Origin of the sequence: Paenarthrobacter sp. TYUT067 (genome assembly GCF_023656375.1) — a bacterium.
Taxonomy (GTDB): Bacteria; Actinomycetota; Actinomycetes; order Actinomycetales; family Micrococcaceae; genus Arthrobacter.
The window spans coordinates 19,045-43,364 of the sequence record NZ_JAMOIT010000029.1 but is presented as its reverse complement, the minus strand read 5'-3'; the positions used below and the strand labels follow the sequence as shown (position 1 = coordinate 43,364).

At 62.9% G+C, this 24,320-nt stretch carries 23 protein-coding genes and 1 tRNA gene; 16 read left to right on the top strand and 8 right to left on the bottom strand.

All coding sequences use genetic code 11. The features are described 5' to 3' along the window. Window positions 1-105 precede the first annotated feature (105 nt). Genes MOD31_RS20505 through xerD form a run of 3 tightly spaced genes read left to right on the top strand, consistent with a single transcriptional unit; the run spans window position 106 to window position 3,503 of the window. Complete coding sequence (locus MOD31_RS20505) at window positions 106-1,851, top strand: CTP synthase (RefSeq protein ID WP_166842716.1); 1,746 nt, start codon at window positions 106-108, stop codon at window positions 1,849-1,851. A 27-nt stretch (window positions 1,852-1,878) separates the two neighbouring features. Beyond that, a complete protein-coding gene (locus MOD31_RS20500) occupies window positions 1,879-2,541 on the top strand; it encodes an NUDIX hydrolase (RefSeq protein ID WP_142939572.1) in 663 nt (220 codons plus the stop codon). Between the two features lie 2 nt (window positions 2,542-2,543). Continuing rightward, on the top strand, window positions 2,544-3,503 hold the full coding sequence (gene xerD, locus MOD31_RS20495) for a site-specific tyrosine recombinase XerD (RefSeq protein WP_142939571.1): 960 nt from the start codon (window positions 2,544-2,546) through the stop codon (window positions 3,501-3,503). A gap of 6 nt (window positions 3,504-3,509) precedes the next feature. Here the strand turns inward: xerD and MOD31_RS20490 are convergent, their stop codons facing one another. Continuing rightward, window positions 3,510-4,268, bottom strand: coding sequence for a hypothetical protein (locus tag MOD31_RS20490; protein ID WP_250821551.1), 759 nt, complete (start codon window positions 4,266-4,268; stop codon window positions 3,510-3,512). Window positions 4,269-4,324: 56 nt separating this feature from the next. Between MOD31_RS20490 and MOD31_RS20485 the strand changes: the two genes are divergently transcribed. Beyond that, window positions 4,325-4,822, top strand: a complete 498-nt coding sequence (locus tag MOD31_RS20485; RefSeq protein WP_142939569.1) for an 8-oxo-dGTP diphosphatase — start codon at window positions 4,325-4,327, stop codon at window positions 4,820-4,822. 85 nt (window positions 4,823-4,907) lie between these two features. Here the strand turns inward: MOD31_RS20485 and MOD31_RS20480 are convergent, their stop codons facing one another. The 6 genes from MOD31_RS20480 to MOD31_RS20455 all read right to left on the bottom strand — a co-directional run bounded on the left by MOD31_RS20480 (window position 4,908) and on the right by MOD31_RS20455 (window position 11,647). Next, on the bottom strand, window positions 4,908-6,047 hold the full coding sequence (locus MOD31_RS20480) for a bifunctional 2-methylcitrate synthase/citrate synthase (RefSeq protein ID WP_250821550.1): 1,140 nt from the start codon (window positions 6,045-6,047) through the stop codon (window positions 4,908-4,910). Between the two features lie 76 nt (window positions 6,048-6,123). Further along, the gene (gene prpB / locus MOD31_RS20475) at window positions 6,124-7,029 is read right to left on the bottom strand and encodes a methylisocitrate lyase (protein ID WP_142939567.1); all 906 of its coding nucleotides are present in this window, start codon (window positions 7,027-7,029) and stop codon (window positions 6,124-6,126) included. Next, window positions 7,030-8,550 carry an MmgE/PrpD family protein gene (locus tag MOD31_RS20470; RefSeq protein WP_250821549.1) on the bottom strand — a complete coding sequence of 507 codons (1,521 nt, stop codon included), beginning with the start codon at window positions 8,548-8,550 and terminating at the stop codon, window positions 7,030-7,032. Window positions 8,551-8,573: 23 nt separating this feature from the next. After that, entirely contained in the window at window positions 8,574-9,215 is a 642-nt protein-coding gene (locus MOD31_RS20465; protein WP_142939565.1) for a GntR family transcriptional regulator, read from the bottom strand. A 75-nt stretch (window positions 9,216-9,290) separates the two neighbouring features. Beyond that, the gene (locus MOD31_RS20460; RefSeq protein WP_142939564.1) at window positions 9,291-10,004 is read right to left on the bottom strand and encodes a response regulator; all 714 of its coding nucleotides are present in this window, start codon (window positions 10,002-10,004) and stop codon (window positions 9,291-9,293) included. Further along, window positions 10,001-11,647 (bottom strand): sensor histidine kinase, encoded by a 1,647-nt coding sequence (locus MOD31_RS20455; protein ID WP_250821548.1) that lies wholly within the window; start codon window positions 11,645-11,647, stop codon window positions 10,001-10,003. Before MOD31_RS20455 ends, MOD31_RS20460 begins: the two co-directional genes overlap by 4 nt. A gap of 138 nt (window positions 11,648-11,785) precedes the next feature. On the opposite strand from MOD31_RS20455, the gene MOD31_RS20450 reads away from it, so the two are divergent. From MOD31_RS20450 to MOD31_RS20405, 10 genes are all read left to right on the top strand, one after another. Further along, window positions 11,786-13,132, top strand: a complete 1,347-nt coding sequence (locus MOD31_RS20450; RefSeq protein WP_142939562.1) for a cation:dicarboxylate symporter family transporter — start codon at window positions 11,786-11,788, stop codon at window positions 13,130-13,132. Window positions 13,133-13,386: 254 nt separating this feature from the next. Continuing rightward, window positions 13,387-14,286, top strand: a complete 900-nt coding sequence (locus tag MOD31_RS20445; protein WP_024820433.1) for a ParA family protein — start codon at window positions 13,387-13,389, stop codon at window positions 14,284-14,286. Between the two features lie 6 nt (window positions 14,287-14,292). After that, the gene (locus MOD31_RS20440; RefSeq protein ID WP_250821547.1) at window positions 14,293-15,231 is read left to right on the top strand and encodes a ScpA family protein; all 939 of its coding nucleotides are present in this window, start codon (window positions 14,293-14,295) and stop codon (window positions 15,229-15,231) included. Continuing rightward, a complete protein-coding gene (locus tag MOD31_RS20435; RefSeq protein ID WP_250821546.1) occupies window positions 15,215-15,880 on the top strand; it encodes an SMC-Scp complex subunit ScpB in 666 nt (221 codons plus the stop codon). Before MOD31_RS20440 ends, MOD31_RS20435 begins: the two co-directional genes overlap by 17 nt. A gap of 151 nt (window positions 15,881-16,031) precedes the next feature. Continuing rightward, window positions 16,032-17,246, top strand: a complete 1,215-nt coding sequence (locus MOD31_RS20430) for a pseudouridine synthase (RefSeq protein ID WP_062067812.1) — start codon at window positions 16,032-16,034, stop codon at window positions 17,244-17,246. 3 nt (window positions 17,247-17,249) lie between these two features. Beyond that, a complete protein-coding gene (locus tag MOD31_RS20425; RefSeq protein WP_250821545.1) occupies window positions 17,250-18,356 on the top strand; it encodes a prephenate dehydrogenase in 1,107 nt (368 codons plus the stop codon). After that, window positions 18,356-19,069, top strand: a complete 714-nt coding sequence (gene cmk / locus MOD31_RS20420; RefSeq protein ID WP_166842726.1) for a (d)CMP kinase — start codon at window positions 18,356-18,358, stop codon at window positions 19,067-19,069. The genes MOD31_RS20425 and cmk overlap by 1 nt, the downstream gene beginning before the upstream one ends. Then, complete coding sequence (locus tag MOD31_RS20415) at window positions 19,059-19,793, top strand: 1-acyl-sn-glycerol-3-phosphate acyltransferase (protein ID WP_250821544.1); 735 nt, start codon at window positions 19,059-19,061, stop codon at window positions 19,791-19,793. Before cmk ends, MOD31_RS20415 begins: the two co-directional genes overlap by 11 nt. 10 nt (window positions 19,794-19,803) lie before the next feature. Then, the gene (gene der, locus MOD31_RS20410; RefSeq protein ID WP_024820440.1) at window positions 19,804-21,354 is read left to right on the top strand and encodes a ribosome biogenesis GTPase Der; all 1,551 of its coding nucleotides are present in this window, start codon (window positions 19,804-19,806) and stop codon (window positions 21,352-21,354) included. 141 nt (window positions 21,355-21,495) lie between these two features. Continuing rightward, window positions 21,496-21,572: transfer RNA gene (locus MOD31_RS20405), tRNA-Pro, on the top strand. Window positions 21,573-21,697: 125 nt separating this feature from the next. On the opposite strand, the gene MOD31_RS20400 is transcribed toward MOD31_RS20405, so the two are convergent. After that, window positions 21,698-22,144, bottom strand: coding sequence for a MarR family winged helix-turn-helix transcriptional regulator (locus tag MOD31_RS20400; RefSeq protein WP_166842727.1), 447 nt, complete (start codon window positions 22,142-22,144; stop codon window positions 21,698-21,700). 173 nt (window positions 22,145-22,317) lie between these two features. On the opposite strand from MOD31_RS20400, the gene MOD31_RS20395 reads away from it, so the two are divergent. Both MOD31_RS20395 and gcvH read left to right on the top strand, forming a co-directional pair. Beyond that, the gene (locus tag MOD31_RS20395) at window positions 22,318-23,526 is read left to right on the top strand and encodes an MFS transporter (protein WP_250821543.1); all 1,209 of its coding nucleotides are present in this window, start codon (window positions 22,318-22,320) and stop codon (window positions 23,524-23,526) included. 291 nt (window positions 23,527-23,817) lie between these two features. Then, on the top strand, window positions 23,818-24,204 hold the full coding sequence (gene gcvH, locus MOD31_RS20390) for a glycine cleavage system protein GcvH (protein WP_011774387.1): 387 nt from the start codon (window positions 23,818-23,820) through the stop codon (window positions 24,202-24,204). The last annotated feature ends 116 nt before the right edge of the window (window positions 24,205-24,320 follow it).

Sequence of the window (24,320 nt, the reverse complement as noted above, 5' to 3'; positions counted from 1 at the left end):
ATCACATCGGTGCACTTAATCCCGCCCGGGTCTTGCTTGGACCGCGGTGGTGAGCAACTATTGACCATTTGGGGAATCCGAACGGACGCTTGGAAGGCGTAATTGATGATAAGCTCGAATTCCGTGGTGCAGCGATCAAATTCCCGTGTAAATTCCCGGTTCCCGGGCTCGTCCAAGACGACCAAACACATCTTCGTCACCGGTGGTGTGGCGTCCTCGCTCGGTAAGGGTCTGACGGCTTCAAGCCTCGGTCACCTGCTGCGGGCACGTGGTTTGTCTGTAACTATGCAGAAGCTCGATCCTTATCTGAATGTGGATCCGGGCACGATGAACCCCTTCCAGCACGGCGAAGTATTCGTGACCGATGACGGCGCCGAAACTGACCTCGATATTGGTCACTACGAGCGCTTCCTCGACGAAAACCTCGAAGGTTCGGCCAACGTCACAACGGGCCAGATCTACTCCACCGTTATCGCCAAGGAACGTCGTGGCGAATACCTCGGGGACACCGTTCAGGTCATTCCCCACATCACCGATGAAATCAAGCGCCGCATGCGCCTGCCTGCTGAAGGCAAGAACGCTCCGGACGTCATCATCACCGAAATCGGTGGCACCGTGGGCGACATCGAGTCGCAGCCCTTCCTTGAGTCCGCGCGCCAGGTCCGTCAGGATGTGGGCCGCAACAACGTCTTCTTCCTTCACGTTTCGCTGGTCCCGTACATCGGTCCTTCCCAGGAACTGAAGACCAAGCCCACGCAGCACTCCGTGGCAGCCCTTCGCTCCATTGGCATCCAGCCTGAAGCAATCGTGATCCGCTCGGACCGCGAAGTGCCCGAAGCCATGCGCGAGAAGATCGGCCGCATGTGCGACGTCGACATCGACGCCGTGGTCAACGCCGCTGACGCACCCAGCATCTATGACATCCCCAAGACCCTGCACTCCCAGGGCCTGGACTCCTACATCGTCCGTGCGCTGGATCTGCCGTTCAAGGACGTTGACTGGAGCAAGTGGGACAAGCTGCTTGAAGCTGTTCACAACCCCAAGCACGAGGTCGAGGTAGCCCTGGTGGGCAAGTACATCGACCTTCCGGACGCCTACCTCTCGGTCACCGAGGCACTCCGCGCCGGCGGTTTCGCCAACGAAGCCAAGGTCAAGATCCGCTGGGTCCCGTCGGACGAGTGTGAAACTTTGGCAGGGGCAACCAAGTCCCTGGCTGGCGTGGACGCAATCTGCGTTCCCGGTGGCTTTGGTATCCGCGGCCTTGAAGGCAAGCTTGGCGCTCTGAAGTTCGCTCGCGAAACCAAGCTCCCGGTCCTGGGCCTTTGCCTGGGCCTGCAGTGCATGGTGATCGAGTACGCCCGCAACGTGGTCGGCCTTGAAGGGGCTTCCTCCAGCGAGTTCGAGCCGGATTCGAAGTACCCGGTTATCGCCACCATGGAAGAACAGCTGGACATCGTGGACGGCAAGGGAGACCTCGGCGGCACCATGCGTCTGGGCCTCTACGAAGCCAAGCTTGACGAGGGCTCGGTCATTGCCGAGACCTACGGCACCACCACTGTCAGCGAACGCCACCGCCACCGCTACGAGGTCAACAACAAGTACCGCGACCAGATCGCTGCCGAGGGCCTGGTGTTCTCCGGTACTTCCCCTGACGGCAAGCTCGTGGAATATGTGGAGCTTCCCCGCGAAGTCCACCCGTACTACGTGGCAACGCAGGCGCACCCGGAGCTCAGCTCCCGCCCCACGCGCCCGCACCCGCTGTTCGCAGGTTTGGTCAAGGCTGCTTTGGAGCGTCGTGAAGGTGCCCCCGCGGCCACCAAGACCGGCGCCCGCACAGTAGCTGCCAAGTAAACGCAAGTACTAACGAAGGACGGCGCGATGCCCGGCATTTCTGAAACCCCCCGCACATCAAGGCAGGTTTCGGACATGCCGAGCCCGCGCCGTCTTTTGTCTACCAGCAAGGTGTACGAAGGGCGCATTTGGGACGTGGTCAGCGACTCGTTCCAACTGAGTGACGGCACGGACACCCTGGTTCGTGACTACATCGACCACCCGGGTGCGGTTGCGGTGCTGCCCATGAACGTGGACGGCGAAATCCTGTTGCTGAAGCAGTACCGTCATCCGGTGGGCATGGATTTGTGGGAGATCCCCGCTGGCCTGCTGGACGTCGAGGGCGAGGACTTTGTGGTGGGTGCGGCCCGGGAGCTGGCTGAGGAAGCTGATCTGGTTGCCGCTACCTGGAACGTCCTTGTGGACTTCTTCAACTCCCCGGGCTCATCCAGCGAGGCTGTCCGCATCTACTTGGCACGCGGCCTCAGCGATGTCGCCTTGGCGGACCGGCACGTCCGGACCGATGAAGAAGCTGAAATTGAACTCCATTGGGTGCCGCTTGAAGACGCCGTGAAGGCAGTGATGGACGGCCGTCTGCACAATCCCTCAGCCGTGTTGGGGATTCTGGCTGCCGCTGCCGCAAAGGCCGATGGCTTCACCAGCCTTCGCCCCGCCAACGCGCCCTGGCCGGCTCACCCGAGCCAGCGCTGAGCATGGCCGAGGCCGCCACTCGAACCGCAAATGGCGTTGACCGTGCGGTAACTGACTATCTGCAGCACGTCGGCGTGGAACGCGGTTTGGCGGCCAATACCTTGTCCGCCTACCGCAGGGACTTGTCCCGGTATTCGAACTTTCTGGCAGCCCAAGGTGTAGATCAGCCGGGAAACATCACCCGGCATCATGTGACGGCTTTCGTCCAGGCGTTGTCCGACGGTTCCGATGGCGGCGCGGTACTGGGCGTCCGCTCCGCCGCGCGGACAGTGGTGGCCGTCCGTGGGCTCCATAAGTTTTGGGCGCTGGAAGGAACCACGACGGCGGACCCCGCCAGCGATGTCCACCCGCCCATGCCAGGCAAACGGCTTCCCAAAGCCATCAGTGTTGGCGAAGTGACGCGCATCCTGGAAGCTGCCGGCTCGGATAGCGCCACTGGCCTCCGGGACCGTGCCCTGCTTGAGTTCCTGTACTCCACAGGGGCCCGCATCAGCGAGGCCGTGGGACTGGACGTCGATGACGTCTCCCTCGAAGACACCGGTGGCGACCCCGCAATTGTGCGGCTGTTCGGCAAGGGGTCCAAGGAGCGTCTGGTGCCTCTGGGCTCCTACGGTGCCCGCGCCGTCGGGGCCTATGTTGTCCGCGGCAGGCCGCTCCTGGCGTCCAAGGGCAAAGGCACTCCCGCGCTGTTCCTCAATGCCCGGGGTGGCCGGATCAGCCGGCAGAGTGCTTGGACCATCCTGAAGACGGCGGCCGAGAAGGCCAACATCACCAAGGATGTTTCGCCGCACACTTTGCGCCATTCCTTTGCCACCCACCTGTTGGAAGGTGGAGCAGATGTCAGGGTGGTGCAGGAGCTCCTGGGACACGCATCAGTAACCACAACACAGGTCTATACATTGGTCACCGCGGATACATTGCGCGAGGTCTACGCCGCCGCGCATCCCAGGGCGTTGGGCTGAACGGGGCTATTCGAGCACGTTGAGCGTCAGCTCCACTGCGTCCACGAACAATGCCAACAGCGACGTCCCCAAGCCAGCTACGAGCAACAGCCCGGGGTGTGCAAGCCCCACCACCACCCGCTTGAGCCGCGGGCGTCCACGGAGGAACTTCTTTGGTACGCGTGTCTTCTGCGGTACCTGCCGCCAACCCCGCAACCGCCGCAGGAACCATGCGCAGCGGATAATGAAGGCCATCCAAAGGACGGAGAGGACCAGTGGAACTGCGGCCAGCATGAGGTTGAACCCCAGGGCGGTGACTTCCTTCTCGGAATCGCCAATGACAGTCTGCACGGTGGTGGAGATGGAGGCACTCATCACCACGGAGGCTGCCCACACCATGAACGCTGCCACCAAGGCAAGGAACCGGACGAAGAAGTGGCCGAGGACTGTTGCATCCACGGCCCGGAGATGGCTGCGGGGCGTGGCGTGCAGCACCACCAGCGTGGAGATCAGGGTAGGAAGCGCGGCCACGAGTACCAGCAGGTACCAAGTCCATCCGGCCAGGTCCACCACCTCGTCCAGGACGATCAGCCCTGCCCACACCACGGTCCACGCCCAGCCTGCATAAAGGGGGTGTGCCACCAGCCATCGGGGCAACCACGTGTCCCGTTCCGGTTGGGCTTTGGGAGCTCTTTCTGCGGGCCCTGCAGCGTTGTCGGACGGCGGTTCTGCAACGTCGTCGACGGCGGCCACCTTGGTTGGCCGGTTACCCCCACCTTCTGTCATGGGCTCACTGTAGCAATGGCGGCAGTGGCAGGGGAGATCAGGTTAAGGTAGGCAGCATGACTGCAGCCCATGTGACCTTGTGCTTCCTCCTCCGCGACGGCGCGGACGGCGAGCATGTCCTGCTCGGAACCAAGAAGACAGGTTTCGGCAGGGGCAAGGTAGTGGGGGTGGGCGGCCACGTGGAGCTGGGGGAAACCGCCTCGCAGGCTGCGTGCCGGGAGGTCATGGAGGAAATCAACGTGGTGGTCACGGCGAAGGACCTGATTCCGGCGGGCACTGTGGACTTTGTTTTCCCGGCAAGGCCGGAGTGGAACATGGCCACCACTGTGTTCTTGACCCGCGAGTGGGAGGGCGAGCCGTCCGAAAGCGACGAGATTGCCCCCGCATGGTTCCCCGTGGCGGAACTTCCCGTGGACAGGATGTGGGCCGACGCCGAGCATTGGCTGCCGGCGATGATCGCCGGCCGGCGCATCGCCGTGCGGGTGGCTCTGGCGGCCGATAACGAGAATGTGGCTGACGTCCGAACCCTTGAGTGGGTGGACCCACAGCTGTAGCAGGAGCGAGTGAAGAACGACGCCGGGCCGGTCGCCTTTCGGTGACCGGCCCGGCGTCGTGCTTCTTGCTTAAGAACCGGAAGCGTTACGGAACGTGCCGCTCTTCGGGCCCGTTGTATTCGCTGAGCGGGCGGATCAGGGAGTTGGACGCTACCTGTTCCATGACGTGTGCTGTCCAGCCGGTGATGCGGCTTGCGACGAACAGCGGCGTGAAAGTCTGGGTGTCGAAGCCCATGAGGTGGTAGGTGGGTCCGGCCGGGTAGTCGAGGTTGGGCTTGATGGCCTTGGCTTCGTCCATGGCCTGCTCGAGTCCGTTGTAGAGGCCCAGGAGTTCGGGTCGCCCGTAGTGGGCGATCATCTTGTCCAGTGCGGCTTTCATGGTGGGCACGCGGGAGTCGCCGTGCTTGTAGACGCGGTGTCCGAAGCCCATGACCTTCTTCTTCTGGGCCAGGGCGTCTTCCATCCAGGCACGGGCGCGGGTGGCGGCTTCCTCAAGGGATTCTTCGCTGCGGATGCCAATCTCATCGAACGTGTGCATCACGGCCTCGTTGGCTCCACCGTGCAGGGGACCCTTCAAAGCGCCGATCGCGGCGGTGACAGCGGAGTGCAGGTCCGAGAGGGTGGAGGTGACCACTCGGGCGGTAAAGGTGGAGGCGTTGAAGGAGTGTTCCGCGTACAGGATCATGGAGACGTTGAACGCCTCCACCACTTCCGGTACCTGCTCTTCGCCGAAGGTCATCCAGAGGAAGTTTGCCGAGTAGTCCAGGTCCTCGCGAGGTTCAACAGGCTCTTGGCCGCGGCGGCGACGTTGATCGTAGGCCACGACGGCGGGCATGGCAGCCCAAAGGTCGATTGCCTTCTTCATGTTCGCCTCGGGTGAGGAATCTTCTGCCAGTTGGTGCCGGGCACCGAGCACCGACGCGGCCGTGCGGCAAACGTCCATGGGGTGGGCGGTGGTGGGTAACGCGTCCACTACCGTCTTGACCACGGGGTCAAGGGCACGGCCCGCACGTTCCCGGGCAGTGAATTCCGCCAGTTCTGTTTCGTTGGGCAGTTCGCCGTTCCACAGCAGGTAGGCCACTTCTTCGAAGCTGCATTTGGCGGCCAGTTCCTGGACCGGGTACCCGCGGTAGAGCAGCGAGTTGGTCTCCGGGTTGACCTTCGAGACGGCGGTGTAGTCCACCACGACGCCGGCCAGGCCCTTTTTGATGTCTTCAGCTGTCATGCTGAACTCCTTCGTTCATAATGCAAGCGGTCCGGAAGCCCCGGACTGCCTGCTTTCCCCTGAATGAATCCCGGTCCTAGCGAATGCCGGGAACCTGGAAGTTGAAAACGCCGGTATCGAACTGGTTGTATGCCTCGTAGTCCACGAGTTCGTAGAGGCGTGCACGTGTGAGCATGTTGTCCACGTGCGCTTCCTGGGTCCCCGCGGCCTTGATCGATTCCAGAGTACGCTCTGCAGCGCCCATGGCAATGCGCAGGAGGGTAACGGGGTAGATGACCATGTTCACTCCCACCCCTTGGAGCTGGTCCACGGTGAAGAGGTCGCTTTTGCCGAACTCTGTCATGTTGGCCAGGATGGGCACGTCCACGGCGTCGCGGATGGCTTGAAACTCGCTCAGATCACGCATGGCTTCGGGGAAGATCGCGTCGGCACCTGCGTCCACGAGAGCTCGTGCGCGGTCTTGCGCGGACTGAATTCCCTCGACGGCCCGGATGTCGGTGCGGGCCATGATGAGGAAATTCGGGTCGCGGCGGGCGTCTGCTGCGGCTCGGATGCGTTTGGTGGCGGTGTCGATGTCCACCACGTTTTTGCCGTCCAGGTGGCCGCAGCGTTTCGGGTTGAACTGGTCCTCGATGTGGCAGCCGGCAAGGCCCGCGTTTTCGAGTTCCTGAATGGTCCGGGCCACGTTCATGGGTTCACCGAATCCGGTGTCCGCGTCCACCAGGGAGGGCAGGTCCGTCATGCGGGCGATCTGCCCGGCCCTTGTTGCTACTTCGGTGAGGGTGGTGAGGCCGATGTCGGGCAGGCCGAGGTCGTTGGCCAGGACGGCGCCGGAGATGTAGACGCCGGCGAAGCCTTTCTCTTCGATCAGCCTTGCGGAGAGCGGGTTGAACGCGCCCGGGAACTGCTGCACGGTCCCGGAGGCCAGCAGCTCGCGCAGCTTTACGCGCTTCTGTTCAGGGGTGACTTTGGAGTACAGCATTTAGAACAGTCCCTTGGGTGCGTTGTTGAGGTCGATCACGCCGGGGGCTGCGGTGATGTTGAGCTGGTCCAGTTCGCCTTCGCCCAGTTCGGTGACGCGCTCGACGGCGGTGAGGAACCTTTCGATTTCGGCCTCTTCGACCAAACCAGCAGCGAGGGTGCGGAACTTGTTGATGTATTGCTCGCGGGCGAACGGCCGGGCGCCGAGCGGGTGGGCATCGGCCACGGCGATCTCGTCGGTAATCACTGTGCCGTCGTTGAGGGTGATCTCCACGGAACCGCCGAAGGCCTTCTCCGCGATGTCCAGTGAGTGGTAGCGGCGGGTCCATTCCGGGTCTTCTACGGTGGTGACTTTGTGCCAGAGTTCCACGGTGTCCGGGCGGGCGGCGCGTTCGGGGGCGTAGGAGTCCACGTGGTGCCATGCGCCGTCCTGCAGGGCCACAGTGAAGATGTAGGGGATGGAGTGGTCCAGGGTTTCGCGGGATGCGGTGGGGGAGTACTTCTGGGGATCGTTCGCTCCGGAACCGATCACGTAGTGCGTGTGGTGGCTGGTCTTGATCAGCACGGAGGCTACGTTGGCCGGGTCCGTGGTTTCCGGGTGCTCGCGGTTGAGCTTGCGGGCGAGGTCGATCCAGGCCTGGGCCTGGTACTCGGCCGAGTGTTCCTTGGTGTAGGTGTCCAGGATGGCGCGCTTGGCTTCGCCGGGCAGGGGCAGGGGTACTTCGTAGGAGGCGTCGGGGCCGTCGAGCATCCAGGCGATCACGCCGTCTTCGCCTTCGTAGATGGGCACAGGGGAGGTCTGGCCGCGCATGGAGCGGTCCACGGCTTCGACCGCCATCTTGCCCGCGAAAGCCGGGGCGTGGGCCTTCCAGGTGGAGATTTCGCCCTTGCGGGACTGTCGGGTGGCGGTGGTGGTGTGGAGGGCCTGGCCCACGGACTGGAAGATCGTCTCCACGTCCAAACCCATCAACGTGCCGATGCCTGCCGCGGCGGAGGGGCCGAGGTGGGCTACGTGGTCGATCTTGTGTTTGTGCAGGCAGATGGCTTTGACCAGGTTCACCTGGATTTCGTAGCCGGTGGCGATGGCACGGACCAAGTCGGCGCCGTTGGAGCCCACGTGCTGGGCGACGGCCAGGATCGGGGGGATGTTATCTCCCGGGTGGGAGTAGTCCGCGGCCAGGAACGTGTCGTGGTAATCGAGTTCGCGGACGGCTACGCCGTTGGCCCAGGCGGCCCATTCCGGGGAGACCTGATCGCTGATGCCGAAGACGTGCGCGCCCTTGCCATTGGCCGAGGGTGCGTGGGTCAGCGCCTGCGCGCGGGCGGCAACAATGGGGCCACGGTTCAACGACGCGATGGCCACCGAGGCGTTGTCGATGATCCGGTTGATCACCATGTCGGTGACCTCCGGGGTGACGTCAACGGGGTCTGCGGCGACCACGGCGATCTTGTGCGCCAACTGCTCCTCGCGCGGGAGGTTCTCTTCGCTCTTGTAGACGCGGACGTGGTGGTTCTTAACCATGGTGCTCCTTCTGGTGGGACGTTCTACCGGGCCGTGTGGGTGGCTTTGACGTGGGTGAGGCTGCGGTGCAGGTGGACTGTGGTGGCCGCTTCTGCCAACCGGGGGTTGCCCGCGGCGATGGCTTCGGCGATTGCGGCGTGTTCCGCGGCTGCCGCGTGGAGCCTGGCGGTGTCGTCGGCGGCCAGACGCCGGACCCGCACCAAATGGACACGCAGGCTCCGCATGGCGTTCGCCAAGTACGAATTGGAGATTGCAGCATCTATCGCGTCGTCCAGGCGGCTCACCAGGGCGTAGTACTCGTGCCGCGCTGGATCGTCGTCGCGCAGCAGCTCAGGGGCCAGCAGCAGTTGGGAGTGCAGCTCGGCGAACACGCCCGGCTCGCCGCGTTCGGCAGCAAGGGCAGCGGCTCTCACTTCAAGCGTTTCGCGTAACTCGAACAGTTCGTCGATGCTCTCCAGCGAGATATCGGTGACGACGACGCCGCGGCCGCCTGCCGCCGTCGTCAATCCTTCTGCGGTGAGCCGGCTCAGCGCCTCCCGGACCGGCGTGCGGGACACGCCCAAGCGTTCGGACTGCTCCACCTCCGCGAGGACCGTGCCTGGTTGGAGGCGCCACTCAATGATGTCTTCACGGAGGGCCGAGTAAGCCCGATCGCTGGCGCGCATGACCTCAGTGTATACACAGGACTAGCTAGGAGTCATCAAAACCGCGAATTTCAGCAAATTTGTATACATCCGTGGCTAGGCGTGGTTCCAGCCGTATTCGTTCTCCGGCCGGCCGGGAGTGCCATACCGGGGCGCCCGGGTGACCGTTCCGGCGTCGGCCAAGTACTCCAGATAGCGCCGGGCGGTCACCCGGGACATGCCCAGCGCGTCCATCACTTCGCTCGCGGACACGGGCCGATGTCCCGCGCGCACCAAGTCCTTCACTGCCTCCAAGGTGGACCCGGACAGGCCCTTGGGCAGCGGTAGTTCGGTGGGAGCGCGAAGGCTCGCAAACGCTTGGTCTACGTCGCTCTGCGAGGCTCCTGCTTTGGAAATCCCGGACATGGAGCCTGCCAACTGTTCACGGAACGTCCGGTAGCTGCGGAGTTTGTCGGCGAACGTGGCGTAGGTGAAGGGCTTGATGAGGTACTGCACGACGCCGATGGACACGGCGCTGCGCACGATGTTCAGTTCCCGGACGGCAGTGATGGCGATGATGTCCGCAAAGACTCCCGCGGAACGCATCCGGCGGGCGACGTCCAATCCGTGCAGATCCGGGAGGTTCATGTCCAACAGGACCAAATCCACGGGGGAGCCGGAGGCTGCGAATTCGCCCAGGATGCGCAAGGCCGACTGCCCATCCGGCGCCGTACCCACCAAGGTGAAGCCGTCCAGGCGGCCAATATAGACAGAGTGGGCGTCCGAGGCAATTGGCTCGTCTTCCACCACCAGGACGCGGATGTCTGTCATGCCTTCTCTTCCTCGGGAACCGGCGCGGGGAGCAGAACATGGAACTGTGCTCCGCCGGGATTGCTGATGGTCATCGTACCGTTGAGTCGGTCCACGGCTTGGCGAACCAACGCCAGGCCGACTCCCCGGCCATGAGCGCCGCGAGGGTTCTCTCCCGGGGACTTCGTGCTGAAACCGTACTGCAGGACGTCATCAATGGAGTCCGGATCGATTCCTCTGCCCGAGTCCCGCACCGAGAATTCGACGGCGGACGGCCCGGCTTGGACGTCCAGCTCCACCTTCCGGGGGAAATCGCCGGCAGCGGCAGCGTCAATCGCATTGTCCAGCAGGTTCCCCAAGATGGTCACCAGGTCCTGAATTTCCAGGCCCCGGACGCCGGAACTCCCCGATGTCCGCACCACCAAGTCCACCCCGCGTTCGTGGGCTTCGGCAGCCTTGCCCATCACCAGCGCGCTCATGACGGGTTCGTCCACGGAGGCCACCATGTCATCCGTGAGTTGCTGGCTGAGTTCAAGGTCCTTGGTGGCAAAGTCCAGGGCCTGGGGCGTGCGGCCCAACTCCAGGAGTGAAACGATCATGTGAAGGCGGTTTGCATGCTCATGCGTCTGGGCTCGCAGGGCATCAGAGAGCGTCTTCATGGTTTGCAGTTCGGTGCCCAGGGATTCGATTTCGGTACGGTCGCGGATGGTGGCCACCGTGCCGTAGATGGCGGGTTTCTGTCGGCTCCGCTCAGGCAATGGCCCTACTGCAGGGGCCTGGTTGACCACCAAAATCCGCGAACCGGTGAGATGGATTTCGTCGTGAGCTGGCCTCCCCGACTCGAACAGCGCTCGCAGGCTGCCGTCGAAGGGAAGATCAGCGAGTTTCGGGGCGTCGTCGGGGGACCGGTCGGCGTCTGAAGGTTCCAATCCGAGAAGTTCCGCGGCCTGGTCGTTGTACATCACAGCCTTGCCATGAGTGTCGATCAATATCACGCCTTCGCGAACCGAGTGCAGGACCGATTCGTAATAGGCGAAGAGCTGCGCCAGCTGTTCCGGGCCCCACCCCCGGGTGACGGAGCGCAAGTAGCGGCCCAACAGCCATGAGGCCACCGATCCGAAGAACAGGACCACTAAAGCGATGATGCCAATCACGCCCAATCTCTCAGCGACGTCTGTGTCCACGGTGCGGACCGTCACCCCGGCAGCCACCAGAGCCTTGACGTTGCCTTCGGGATCCAGGACGGGAGCAATGGTTCGGACCGACGGTCCCAACGTTCCTGCGGTCACTTCGGTGAAGGTTTCACCCCGCAAGGCTGGCTCGATGGTCCCAATGTAGGGCTTGCCAAGCTCCTCTGTGCGGGGATGCGTCCAACGGGTCCGGTCGGGAGCCATGATGGTGATGAAGTCGGCGTCTGCGTGATCCATGACCTCCAACGCGTAGGGCTGCAGGACCGCTGAGGGATCTGCTGTTGAGGCCGCCTCCACCACCAGGGGATTGTCGGCCAGGGAGGCGGCGATGGCGAGCATCCTGCCGCCGGCTTCGTCGTACCCCCTGTCCCTGGCTTCCACCACCGAGAACGCGCCGAATACAGCCGTCAGCACCAGGACGAACAACAAATTCGCCACGAACAAACGGCGGGCGATGCTCCAGCTGTGAAACACGAGGGCCTCCCATGACCAATATGACCGCAACGGTGATGTGTGTCACCAACGGCTCAATGATGGATATCACACAAGGGCAGCGGATTGGACATCAGTGCAGGACCGCAGCGCCTTACACAGTATCCAAAGGAGAATCCCATGACCTCTCAACGAGGAGAGTCGGCAGTAGCTGCCAAAACTGGACGCAAGGGGCTCGACAAGTCGCATTACTTGTACATCGCGGTCATCCTGGCCGTAGTGCTCGGCGCCGTCGTCGGCCTGGTGTTCCCTGAAGTTGGAAAGTCCCTCAAGCCCCTCGGGGATGGCTTTATCAAGCTCATCAAAATGATGATCGCTCCGGTCATCTTCTGCACCATCGTCCTGGGCATCGGTTCCATCGCCAAGGCGGCCACCGTCGGCAAGGTGGGCGGTCTTGCACTGGGCTACTTCGTGGCGATGTCCACCTTCGCCCTGGCCATCGGCCTGGTAGTCGGAAACCTCATCCACCCCGGTGAGGGACTCAAGCTGACCCCCTACGATCCCACCAAGAAGGCCGACACCAACAGCACGGTGGACTTCCTCCTGGGTATCATCCCCGGTGACATTCCGGTCCTGCCCACCCTGCTTGCGGCGATTCTGGTCGGTTTCGCCCTGCAGAAGATGGGCAAGCAGGGAGCTCCCATCCTCGCCGCCATCGGGCACGGACAGCGCCTCGTCTTCCGTATCCTCATCATGATCATGTGGCTGGCTCCGGTTGGCGCATTCGGTGCCATCGCCGCCGTCGTTGGTGCCACCGGCGCCCAGGCGATCCTCAGCATGTTCACCCTGATGGTGGCCTTCTACATCACCTGCGCACTGTTCATTGTGGTCATTCTCGGAACGCTGCTCCGCGCAGTGGCCGGCGTCAACATCTTCAAGCTCATGAAGTACCTGGGCCGCGAGTACCTCCTGATTTTCTCCACCTCTTCCTCCGAAGCAGCCCTGCCCCGCCTGATCGCCAAGATGGAGCACCTGGGTGTCTCCAAGCCGGTTGTCGGCGTCACGGTGCCCACCGGTTACTCCTTCAACCTTGATGGCACGGCAATCTACCTGACCATGGCCTCCTTGTTCGTTGCCAACGCCATGGGAACTCCTCTTGATCTTGGCGCCCAGGTCTCCCTGCTGGTCTTCATGATCATCGCTTCCAAGGGCGCTGCAGGCGTCACCGGTGCCGGGCTCGCAACCCTGGCCGCTGGCCTCCAGGCACACAAGCCGGAGCTGTTGGGAGGCGTGGGCATGATCGTAGGAATCGACCGCTTCATGTCCGAGGCCCGCGCACTGACCAACTTCACCGGCAATGCAGTTGCCACGGTCCTGATCGGCACCTGGGTGAAGGAAATCGACAACGGCCAGGTAGAGCGTGTCCTCTCCGGCAGCGAACCCTTCGACGAGCAGACCATGATCGCCCACGGCGGCGAAGAAGAGGCAGCTCCCGAAGCTGAGAACCGCGAGAAGGTTACGGTCTAAGCGGACCGCCACCAAACGCGATGCAGTCAGGCGAAGGCCGGCACCCCACCAGGTGCCGGCCTTTGCTGTTTCCCCTGAGCGACCGATGACGCGCCTCAACCTTCGACCTCAACCAGAGGGTCAAGGCTCAAGAATCGGCCAAAGTCAAGTTCCCCAAATAACCGTGTCGGGCGCTGTAGCCTAAAGGGGTAGCAGCGCTGTCGTCCAGGGGCGCAGCGGCAGGGAAGATCGTCGTCGAAAGAGTGGTTAGATACGTGAGCATCGAACGGGGAACAGCTACGCTGGAAGGCACCGAGCTCGATCTGGAAGACGCCATCATGGGGCCCACGGGCCGTCCTTATCGCGAATTCCCTGAACCTGCTCCACTGGCCTCCCACGGCCCGGCGAGAGTCATCGCCATGGTCAACCAAAAGGGTGGAGTGGGTAAGACCACCTCCACCATCAACTTGGCCGCAGCGCTCGCCGAGTACGGTCGGCGTGTCCTGCTGGTGGACTTTGATCCCCAAGGCGCTCTTTCCGCCGGCCTCGGGGCCAACCCGCACGAGCTCGATCTCACCGTCTATAACGTCCTGATGGACCGCAAGGTGAACATCCGCGATGCCATCCAGCAGACCGGTGTTGAAGGCGTTGACCTCCTGCCCGCCAACATTGACCTCTCGGCTGCCGAAGTCCAGCTGGTCAACGAGGTTGCCCGTGAGCAAGTCCTGGACCGCGCCCTCAAAAGCGTTGAGGACGATTACGACGTCGTCTTGATCGACTGCCAGCCGTCTCTGGGCCTGTTGACAGTGAATGCGCTGACTGCCGCCCACGGCGTCATCATTCCGTTGATTTGCGAGTTCTTCGCCTTGCGCGCCGTGGCGCTCCTGGTGGAGACCATCGAGAAGGTACAGGACCGCCTGAATCCGCGCCTGCAGGTGGATGGCGTCCTGGCAACCATGTACGACGCCCGCACCCTGCACAGCCGCGAAGTCATCTCCCGTTTGGTGGAGGCGTTCGGAGACAAAGTCTTCGAGACCGTCATTAAGCGGTCCATCAAGTTTGCTGATGCCACCGTGGCGGCCGAGCCCATCACCAGCTACGCCGGCAACCACATCGGTGCTGACGCTTATCGCCGCCTTGCCAAAGAACTGATCTCGCGCGGCGGCGCGCCCTAGCGGACGGTGGGACCGTCAATCGCTCATACCGCGGAAGCGGACCTGGCCTCGCCTTCTGCTACGGAAACGCCCGTACCGGCAGAAACGCCCGGCGCCGGCACCTCCGAAGCCCGCAAAGCCGGCTTTGAGGTACGGCTCACTAACTTCACGGGACCCTTTGACTTACTGCTCGGCCTTATTTCCAAGCACAAGCTGGATATCACCGAGGTGGCGCTAGCCACGGTCACTGATGAGTTCATCAAGTACATCAGGCGTCTCCAGGAGCTGGGGGAGGACTGGGCGCTGGATGAAGCCAGCGAGTTCCTGGTGATTGCCGCAACACTGCTCGACTTGAAGGCGGCGCGCCTTCTGCCGGCCGGTGAGGTGGAGGACGCTGAGGACATTGCCCTTCTGGAAGCAAGGGACCTGCTGTTCGCCCGCCTCCTGCAGTACAAGGCATTCAAGCAGATCGCCGGGATCCTGGGAGAGACGCTGGAGCAGGAAGCCCGGAGGTATCCCCGCCAGGTTGCCCTTGAAGGCCATTTCGCCGCGTTGCTCCCGGAACTGGTGTGGCGGCACACCCCGGAACAATTCGCCGAACTTGCCGCTAAAGCACTCAAACCCAAGGATTCCGCGCCGGCCGAAGTTGGCTTGGAACACCTCCACGCTCCGCCGGTCAGCGTCAAGGAGCAGGCCGAGATCATGGGCTACCGCTTGAAGCTTGGCGCGCCCTTGTCTTTCAAAACCTTGATCGCAGATGCCGAGACCACCTTAGTGGTGGTGGCGCGCTTCCTGGCGTTGCTGGAAATGTTCCGTGACAGGGTGGTGGCCTTCGAGCAGCCCGAGCCGTTGGCTGAGTTGACGGTTCGATGGACAGGCGATGACGCCGGCTGGGACAGTTCCAGCCTGAGCGAGGAGTACGGGCCTGAAGCAGGAGCAGGAAGCGGGGATGGCGCCAGTGAATGAGCAGGAAACGGTGCAGGACGGGCTGGCAGAGCTGGAAGCTTTGCCCGGCGGTGCGCGTGCAGCGTTGGAAGCTGTCCTCATGGTGATCGATGAGCCGGCCACTTCGGAGGAGCTGGCGGCCGGGCTCAACGTGACGGTGGCCGTCGTCGAGGATTTGCTGCAGGACCTGCAGCGGGAGTATAGCGGCTATACTGTTAAAGCCCCGGACGTGGATGCTGTCGGCTTTGCCGATGCCAGCACTGCACCCCGGGGTTTTGAATTGCGGAACGTCGCCGGTGGGTGGCGAATCTATTCACGGGCGGAATTTTCCGACGTCGTGGGCAGATTCGTCCTCGAAGGGCAGACCACCAGGCTGACTCAGGCAGCGCTTGAGACGCTGGCGGTCATTGCCTACCGGCAACCGGTCTCAAGGGCCCGGGTGTCCGCCATTCGCGGCGTCAACGTAGATTCCGTGGTCCGGACTCTTACCCAACGTGGTTTGATCGAGGACTCCGGAAACGATCCCGAGTCGGGGGCTGTCCTCTACCGGACAACCTCGTACTTCCTGGAACGGATGGGAATCGGCTCGGTGGCTGAACTACCACAGCTCTCGCCGCACCTTCCTGGCTTGGAAGGCATCGACGAGTACTACGACGCCAGCCGGATGTAGCCACGGCCAACACCGGTACTGCAAGAGAACTTCATACTGATTCACGGCGCCATATCAAGGTGCACAGCGACAAGGGGCAGACGATGTCTGCCCGGCTGGCTAGTGTTGATTTCAACACCTATTGCCGGCCATTACTACACAAGGACGGGTCATGACACAGGCGGGACGCCAGAGTTCACCACGTAACGGTTCGGGACGAAACAGTTCTGGACGCAATGAGGCCAAGGGAGGCGGCACCGGCCGCTCCAACGCCGGCGGCTTCTCAGGCCGCGGCGGCAGCGCCGGCGCTGGAAAGCGCAACTTCTCACAGGGCGAGGGCCGCCCCTTTAAGGCTCCGAAGCCGCGTGAAGCGGCACCTTTCGATCCTGACAACCCCACATCAGCGGGCGATTACGACCGCGGCCAGGCAGCAAGGCCCGCTAAGCCCTTCCGCAAGCCCGGCTCCAACAAGCCCGGCTTTGGCAAGGCACCCGGCACTCCCGGTGCCATCAAGCCCAAGGCAAAGCCGGCACGGCAGTATGGCTCCAAGGCCTTCGGCAGCGAACGCTTCGGCCAGAACCTTGGCCCCATCCGGAAGCCGGCCCGCAACCGCGGTCCGCGCCAGGAAGTGCCCCAGTCCGATCTTCACGATGCTGACGGTGTACGTCTGCAGAAGGTCATGGCGCAGGCAGGCGTGGCCTCACGCCGCGTGTGCGAGGAAATGATCCTCGAAGGCCGCGTCGAGGTTGACGGTGTGGTCACCACCGAACTTGGAATGCGCGTGGACCCCACGGCCGCCGTGATCCACGTTGATGGCATCCGGATCCAGCTCGACGACACCTTGGTCTACATGGTCTTCAACAAGCCCAAGGGCGTTGTTTCCACCATGGAGGATCCCGAAGGCCGTCCCTGCATCAGCGACTTCCTCAAGAACAACAAGAACAAGGGCGAACGCCTGTTCCACGTCGGCCGCCTGGACGTCGCCACTGAGGGGCTGCTGCTCCTGACCAACGACGGCGAACTGGCCAACCGCTTGACGCACCCTTCGTACGAGGTGCCTAAGACGTACCTGGTCCAGGTGCGTGGCCCCTTCCCGCAAGGCGTGGGCGCAAAGCTGAAGAACGGCGTCGAGCTCGAAGACGGCGTAGCTGCGGTGGACTCGTTCCGTTTGGTTGACTCCACCCCCGGCCACGTCCTCATTGAGGTTGTGCTCCACTCCGGCAAGAACCGTATTGTGCGCCGCATGTTCGACGCCGTCGGCTTCCCGGTGGAGCGACTTGTCCGCGTCAAGGTGGGGCCCATCGGCTTGGGAGACCAGCGCCAGGGCAGCATCCGCAACCTCGGCAGGCAGGAAGTCGGACACCTCCTGGCATCGGTGGGACTCTAAGGCATGTCGGCATTCGGTACGCACGGCCGGGGCCATCTTGATGGCCCGGTCGTCGTTCTCGGTACAGGCTTGCTCGGGGCCAGCATTGGCCTCGGCCTGCGCGGACGCGGAGTCCCCGTTTTCCTTTTTGATCCCTCGCCCACCAACCAGGCGGTGGCGGTGGACATCGGTGCGGGACGGCCACTGGGGGAGTTGGATGAACAACCCCAACTGGTAGTTGTTGCGGCCCCGCCGGACGTTACCGCCGACGTCGTACAGAAGGCCCTGGCGGATTACGCTTCAGCGGTGGTGGTTGATATTGCCAGCGTCAAGGCCACCATCCAGGCGCAGTTGCGGGAACGCGGCGTTGACCTCGCCCGCTACGTGGGTACCCACCCCATGGCAGGCAGGGAGAAGTCCGGTCCGGTTGCGGCCAGGGGAGAGCTTTTCACGTCCATGCCTTGGGTACTCTGTCCCTCCGAAGAAACCTCGGACGCTGCACTCCAAACCGCACGTTCGTTGGCGGGAGATCTGGGAGCAATTGTTTCCCAATTTACCGCCGACGAGCACGATGAAGCCGTGGCCTTGGTGTCTCACTTGCCGCAGATCATGTCCTCCCTCCTGGCGAGCCGTCTGCAGGGTACGCCGTTGCATGCCCTGTCCTTAGCGGGCAACGGACTCCGGGACACTACCCGCATCGCAGCCAGCGATCCCACCCTCTGGGTGCAGATCCTGGGCGGCAACGCGGAAAAGGTGGTTTCCATCCTGCATGGTGTGCGTGAGGACCTGAACCGTCTGATCGGCACCTTGGAAGAACCCCTCGCCCCCGGCGCGCGGCTGGACCTCGCCCAACTGATCAGTGAGGGCAATGCAGGCCAGGCCCGGATCCCGGGAAAGCACGGCGGACCTCCTCAGGCGTACTCATGGCTCACCATCCTGGTGGATGATAAACCGGGCCAGATCGCGCACCTCCTCACGGAAATCGGTGAGATCGGTGTGAACCTCGAAGACCTTCGGCTGGACCATTCCTCCGGACAAAACGTGGGCATGGTGGAACTTTCCGTGCTTCCGAGCAAGCATGACCTCCTTGTTGAAGCTTTGACTGACCGTGGATGGCGGGTACTCCAGTAATGACGCGTGAATTCTTTGGCCCGGAGACAGTTGCCCGCCCCGGCAAGCCGCTCGTGATCGCGATCGACGGCCCATCGGGGTCCGGCAAGTCCAGCGTCAGCAAGGAAGTCGCCCGGCGCTTGAAGCTGGCGTACCTCGATACCGGCGCCATGTACCGTGCCCTGACCTGGTTCTGCCTTAAGACCGGCGTTGACCTTCAGGACGGTGCCGCGGTGGAACAGGCTTCCAAGATCATGCCGTTGGAGATCAGTACCACTACCGCCACGGAATATGTGGCGGTTGATGGCACGGACATCACGGACGAGATCCGGGATCCTTTGATCTCCTCGTCGGTCAGTGCTGTGGCCACCACGCTTGGTGCCCGCACCGAGCTGATCCGTCGCCAGCGTGAACTGATCGACCAGCACCACCGCCGCATGGTGGTGGAAGGACGCGACATCACCACCGTCGTCGTCCCCAATGCTGAGGTCCGCATGCTGTTGACCGCCAGTGAGGAAGCCAGGCTGCGGCGTCGTGGGATCCAGTTGGGCGGCACGCAAACCAAGGAGCAGCTCAAAGCCCAGGTCATCCAGCGTGACGCCAAGGACTCAACGGTGGTGAACTTCACCCAAGCCGCCGACGGAGTGGTGACGCTCGATTCCTCCGATCTGAACTTTGAGGAAACGGTGGAGACCGCGCTGGCGATCGTGAGCAAGGTTATTTATGGCGACTGAGACTCAGCTGCCCTCCGCCGGGAGCAGGTTGTGGAGCCGACCCGTTGGCTGGCTCCTGGACCACGTCATTTATCGGACCATCGTGGCGGGCAAAAGCAACGTCCCTGCGGCCGGACCGGTGATATTCGCCGCGAACCACATCAGCTTCCTTGACGGGCCGGTGATGTTCGGCGCGTCGCCGCGTCCCATGCACATCCTGGTTAAGAAAGAGATGTTCAAGGGCTTCCTGGGCAAGGTTTTGCGAGGATCCGGACAGATCCCCGTGGACCGGGCCGGCGACCGCACCGCCCTGCATGTCGGCAAGAAACTGCTCGACGCCGGTCGTTGCGTAGGGATTCTTCCCGAAGGAACCCGGGGGAGCGGCTCGGCCGAAAACATCAGCAACGGAGTTGCGTGGCTCGCCCTCACCACGGGAGCCACTGTTATACCGGTTGCCATCCTCGGAACCCGTCAGGATGATGAGCATCGCGACCATATCCCCAAACCACGCCGCAAGCTCCATGTGAGCTTCGGCGAACCCATCACGGTGAAGCGCCGGAAGGGCGAACCGGGGCGTGTTTCAATGGACAGGGCGGCTACGGAGATCCGTGAAGCCCTGGCCGGTCACGTCCAGGACGCCATCCGGGCCACAGGCCAGGGCCTTTCCCTGGAACCTGCGCCCGGTAAACCCACTTCGCAGCACCGCCACTCAGCAGTAGCCGGGACGCCGGCAGACCACCACTAAGGAAAGTGCAATGAGCGATACGACTCAAAAATCCGGCCTCCACGGAGCCGGCGACGACGAATACACGCCCACCGGCACCGACCAGGTGGCGGAAAACTTGGCGGCGCTGGACGACGACGAGGCAGAGCTCCGCGCGGCCACCCTCCGGGCAGGCCTGGAGGACTACGAGCTCGACGAAGAAGACGCCGCGCTGCTCAGCGGTGAATATGGCGATGAGGGCGACGAAGGTCCCCTCAAGCTGGACCCGGTCCTGGCCATCATCGGACGCCCGAACGTGGGTAAGTCCACCTTGGTTAACCGCATCCTTGGCCGCCGCGAAGCCGTTGTTGAGGACACCCCGGGTGTAACCCGCGACCGCGTCATGTACTCGGCCCGTTGGAACGGCCGCAACTTCACCCTGGTGGACACCGGCGGTTGGGAGCACGACGCCAAGGGCATCCACGCCCGCGTAGCTGAACAGGCCGAAATGGCCGTGGAGCTTGCCGACGCCGTACTGTTCGTCGTGGACTCCGCCGTTGGCGCTACGGCCACGGACGAGGGCGTCATGAAGATGCTCCGCAAGAGCAAGAAGCCGGTCATCATGGTGGCCAACAAGGTGGACGACTTCGCCCAGGAAGCTGATTCTGCTGCACTGTGGGGCTTGGGCTTTGGCCAGCCATATCCGGTTTCGGCCCTCCACGGACGCGGGGTCGCAGACCTCCTGGACCACGTCATGGACACCCTGCCCGAGTTCTCCCTGGTGGACGGTGTGGAGCGTTCAGGCGGTCCTCGCCGCATCGCCCTGATTGGTCGCCCGAACGTGGGTAAGTCCTCCCTGCTCAATAAGCTCGCGGGCTCCGAGCGCGTCGTGGTGGATCCGCTGGCCGGTACTACGCGTGACCCGGTTGACGAGTTCATCGAACTTGGCGACCGCACGTGGCGCTTCGTAGACACCGCGGGTATCCGCCGCCGCCAGCACATGGCACAGGGCGCAGATTTCTACGCCTCCCTGCGCACGCAGGCCGCGCTCGAGAAGGCGGAGGTCGCCGTCGTGCTTCTTGCCGTCGATGAGGTCCTCAGCGAGCAGGATGTCCGCATCCTGCAGTTGGCCATCGAGTCCGGCCGTGCCCTGGTTCTGGCCTTCAATAAGTGGGACCTGCTGGACGATGAACGCCGTCGTTACCTCGAACGCGAAATCGAGCAGGACCTTGCCCACGTTGAATGGGCTCCCCGCGTGAACATTTCGGCCAAGACCGGCTGGCACAAAGACCGCCTGGTCCCTGCGCTGGATATCGCACTGGAGAGCTGGGACCGCCGCATTCCCACTGGACGCCTGAACGCGTTCCTGGGCGAGCTCGTGGCAGCGCACCCGCACCCGGTCCGTGGCGGCAAGCAGCCGCGCATCCTCTTTGGCACCCAGGCATCCAGCCGCCCGCCGAAGTTCGTGCTGTTCACCACCGGCTTCCTGGACCCCGGATACCGTCGCTTCATCACCCGCCGCCTCCGCGAAACGTTCGGCTTTGAGGGCACGCCCATCGAGGTCAACATGCGCGTGCGCGAAAAGCGTGGCAAGAAGCGCTAAATGAGACGGGCATCACAGCCCACTTTGGCTGTGATGGCGTCTCCGACCTCCAACTTCGTGTAAGCTTTTGGAGGTGGTTCGGCCGGACTGCTTAGGTGAGACTCTTCGGAGGAAAACTTAGGCGGAGAACGGTGGAACCAGCGGGCTGTAGCGCAGCTTGGTAGCGCACTTGACTGGGGGTCAAGGGGTCGCAGGTTCAAATCCTGTCAGCCCGACCATAAAGGCCGGAATCACGTGGAAACACGATGATTCCGGCCTTTGGTCGTTAATGGCGCATCCCGGCCTTGTTCGATTCCCTCGCCGTTGAGCGCCGGAGAATTCGGGCAAGGCCGGGGGAGTTGGGCTAGACCGCCTGCAATGCGCCCAGTGCCCGCACCAGGGGCTCAAGTTCGGGCACGGTGGCGGCGGCCTCAAGAGCGGAGGCCAGGGTCTGGTCATGCACGGGCTTTGCTGCTTCCAGGAGCTTCTGGCCGGGAAGTGTCAGCTCGGTATAGATGCCGCGGCGGTCGTCCGCACACAGGATGCGGGTGAGCAGGCCGCGGTCCTCAAGCCGGTTGACCAAGCGGGTGGTGGCGCTGCTGGAGAGCGCTGTGGCCCGGGCCAGTTGCTGCATCCGCATGTGCCAGCCGTCCTGGCGGCTGAGCGCGTCCAGCACTGTGTACTCCACTACCGACAGGTCGCTCGACGCCTGGAGGGCCTTCTCGAGCTCCGTTTCGATGCTCCCGTGCAGGGCCGCAAGGGTGCGCCATCCCTGTGCCCGTACTTCGACGGCGTCATCCTTGATGCCCATGTGTCCTGTGCTCCTGACTCGATGTCCTGTGAATCGCGACGCATGGCAAAGTAGTTGCTTGCGCAAGTATCTAGCGTATGCAACTATATATGAAGCGTCTGCAACTATTATTCTACGGTTCCCGTCGACGCACTTCCACTTTTGGCCGGAACCGATCATTTAAGGAGCTCCACATGCCCGCAGGGTTGATTGCCCTTGCCCTCGGCGGATTCGGCATCGGACTGACCGAATTCGTGATCATGGGCCTCTTGCCGGAAGTTGCTGCCGACTTCCAGGTCAGCGAGGCTTCTGCCGGCTGGTTCATCTCCGGCTATGCCCTCAGCGTTACAGTTGGTGCGCTCCTGGTGACGGCTGCTGTGACCAGGCTGCCGCGCAAGCCGGTTCTCATTGGCTTGCTCGTCTTGTTCATCGCCGGCAACTTCTTCTCCGCCGTTGCTGACAGCTACGCGGCCATGATGATTGGCCGTGTGGTCGCTGCGCTGTGCCACGGCGCGTTCTTCGGTATCGGTTCGGTGGTAGCAGCGAGCCTGGTGCCGTCCCACAAGAAGGCCGGAGCCATCGCCATCATGTTCACGGGCCTCACCGCGGCCAACGTCCTCGGCGTTCCCTTCGGCACGTTGCTTGGTCAGAACTTCGGCTGGCGCTCAACTTTCTGGGCGATCACCGCCATCGGAGTTGTAGCCCTGCTCGGCATCGCGCTGATGGTTCCTAAAGCCACCACGGAACCCACCAAGGGGCTCCGCAGCGAGTTGGGCGCCTTCAGGTCAGGACAAGTATGGCTCTCCATCATCGTGACCATCCTTGGATTTGGCGGCATGTTCGGGGCGTTCACCTACATTGCCTTCACTCTTACCGAGGTGTCCGGCTTCGAATCGGGGGCCGTGCCGTGGCTCCTGGTGCTCTTTGGTGGCGGTCTGTTCGTTGGCAACTTCCTGGGCGGCAAGGCCGCGGACAAAGCGTTGGACAAGTCGCTGATCGTGATCCTTTCCGGACTTGTGGCGGTGTTGATCTTCTTCGCCCTCACCGCTTCGAGCAGCATCGCAACACTGGTCTCACTGGCGCTCATGGGTGGATTCGGCTTTGCTACCGTTCCGGGTCTCCAGATGCGCGTGATGCACTTCGCCTCCACGGCACCCACGCTGGCATCGGGTGCAAATATCGGAGCCTTCAACCTGGGGAACGCGCTCGGAGCATGGCTCGGTGGCGTGACCATTACCGCGGGTCTCGGCTACACATCGCCCATCTGGGCCGGCGCCGGCATTACCGTTGCCGCCCTGCTGGTCATGCTGTCCGCGGCTGCAGCAGCACGGCGCGGGGGACCTGCGGCACCTGCTGTAACTCCCGACGTCGAACGCGAACCGCATGGGGCCACCATCGCCTGACGCCGGGGTTTGGTTTCGGGCTCCAAGGCCCGGCCGGGAAACAAAGAAGCCCGCCACGGACAATCCGTGGCGGGCTTCAATGCGTCTCAAGCGGTGTGAGGCGTGGTGACCTGGATTATTTTTACGCCCCAATTGCGCTTTTTCCGAGCTGGTACTTGTACTTGCTCGGTCATGGGTCAATCATGGCAGAGACCCCCAATAGGTACAGGAGAAATGTGCCTATACTTTCAGCGGTGGCCATCAGCATAGGCCGCCGTCGAGGTTCTTAAATGTCCCGATGAAAGGCCACCAGTGAGCAATATTCCGGAAGAACTTTCCTACACCGCAGAACACGAATGGGTGACCGCTCCAGATGCCGACGGCGTTGTGCGCATTGGCATCACCGATTTCGCGCAGGACGCATTGGGCGACGTCGTCTACGCCCAGATGCCCGAGCCTGGCACAAAAATCACCGGCAATGAGGTTGTTGGCGAGGTGGAGTCCACCAAAAGCGTCAGTGACATCTACGCTCCGGTGACCGGCGAAGTCACCAATCGAAATGACGCCCTGGACACTGATCCGGCGTTGATTAACTCCGACCCGTACGGCGAGGGATGGCTCATTGAAGTAAAGCTCGCAGAAGCTGATGCAGTGGATTCCCTGCTCAGTGCATCGGAGTACGAACAACAGGTAGGCTAAAGTTATCTGGCCCGTCAGGCTGCTTTCCATAAACCGGAAAGCGGGACGGCGGGCCAGCAACCGATTTGCCCGGCGGTACCGGGAGGCGGAAGTGCCGGCAGGGTTTGGAACTGCCG

What these genes read in the sequence shown, in the direction of transcription:
- MOD31_RS20505 (WP_166842716.1), top strand. Translation starts at nt 106, where the DNA reads ATGATAAGCTCGAATTCCGTGGTGCAGCGATCAAATTCCCGTGTAAAT.
- MOD31_RS20500 (WP_142939572.1), top strand. Translation starts at nt 1,879, where the DNA reads ATGCCCGGCATTTCTGAAACCCCCCGCACATCAAGGCAGGTTTCGGAC.
- xerD (WP_142939571.1), top strand. Translation starts at nt 2,544, where the DNA reads ATGGCCGAGGCCGCCACTCGAACCGCAAATGGCGTTGACCGTGCGGTA.
- MOD31_RS20490 (WP_250821551.1), bottom strand. Translation starts at nt 4,268, where the DNA reads ATGACAGAAGGTGGGGGTAACCGGCCAACCAAGGTGGCCGCCGTCGAC.
- MOD31_RS20485 (WP_142939569.1), top strand. Translation starts at nt 4,325, where the DNA reads ATGACTGCAGCCCATGTGACCTTGTGCTTCCTCCTCCGCGACGGCGCG.
- MOD31_RS20480 (WP_250821550.1), bottom strand. Translation starts at nt 6,047, where the DNA reads ATGACAGCTGAAGACATCAAAAAGGGCCTGGCCGGCGTCGTGGTGGAC.
- prpB (WP_142939567.1), bottom strand. Translation starts at nt 7,029, where the DNA reads ATGCTGTACTCCAAAGTCACCCCTGAACAGAAGCGCGTAAAGCTGCGC.
- MOD31_RS20470 (WP_250821549.1), bottom strand. Translation starts at nt 8,550, where the DNA reads ATGGTTAAGAACCACCACGTCCGCGTCTACAAGAGCGAAGAGAACCTC.
- MOD31_RS20465 (WP_142939565.1), bottom strand. Translation starts at nt 9,215, where the DNA reads ATGCGCGCCAGCGATCGGGCTTACTCGGCCCTCCGTGAAGACATCATT.
- MOD31_RS20460 (WP_142939564.1), bottom strand. Translation starts at nt 10,004, where the DNA reads ATGACAGACATCCGCGTCCTGGTGGTGGAAGACGAGCCAATTGCCTCG.
- MOD31_RS20450 (WP_142939562.1), top strand. Translation starts at nt 11,786, where the DNA reads ATGACCTCTCAACGAGGAGAGTCGGCAGTAGCTGCCAAAACTGGACGC.
- MOD31_RS20435 (WP_250821546.1), top strand. Translation starts at nt 15,215, where the DNA reads ATGGCGCCAGTGAATGAGCAGGAAACGGTGCAGGACGGGCTGGCAGAG.
- MOD31_RS20430 (WP_062067812.1), top strand. Translation starts at nt 16,032, where the DNA reads ATGACACAGGCGGGACGCCAGAGTTCACCACGTAACGGTTCGGGACGA.
- MOD31_RS20425 (WP_250821545.1), top strand. Translation starts at nt 17,250, where the DNA reads ATGTCGGCATTCGGTACGCACGGCCGGGGCCATCTTGATGGCCCGGTC.
- cmk (WP_166842726.1), top strand. Translation starts at nt 18,356, where the DNA reads ATGACGCGTGAATTCTTTGGCCCGGAGACAGTTGCCCGCCCCGGCAAG.
- MOD31_RS20415 (WP_250821544.1), top strand. Translation starts at nt 19,059, where the DNA reads ATGGCGACTGAGACTCAGCTGCCCTCCGCCGGGAGCAGGTTGTGGAGC.
- der (WP_024820440.1), top strand. Translation starts at nt 19,804, where the DNA reads ATGAGCGATACGACTCAAAAATCCGGCCTCCACGGAGCCGGCGACGAC.
- MOD31_RS20400 (WP_166842727.1), bottom strand. Translation starts at nt 22,144, where the DNA reads ATGGGCATCAAGGATGACGCCGTCGAAGTACGGGCACAGGGATGGCGC.
- MOD31_RS20395 (WP_250821543.1), top strand. Translation starts at nt 22,318, where the DNA reads ATGCCCGCAGGGTTGATTGCCCTTGCCCTCGGCGGATTCGGCATCGGA.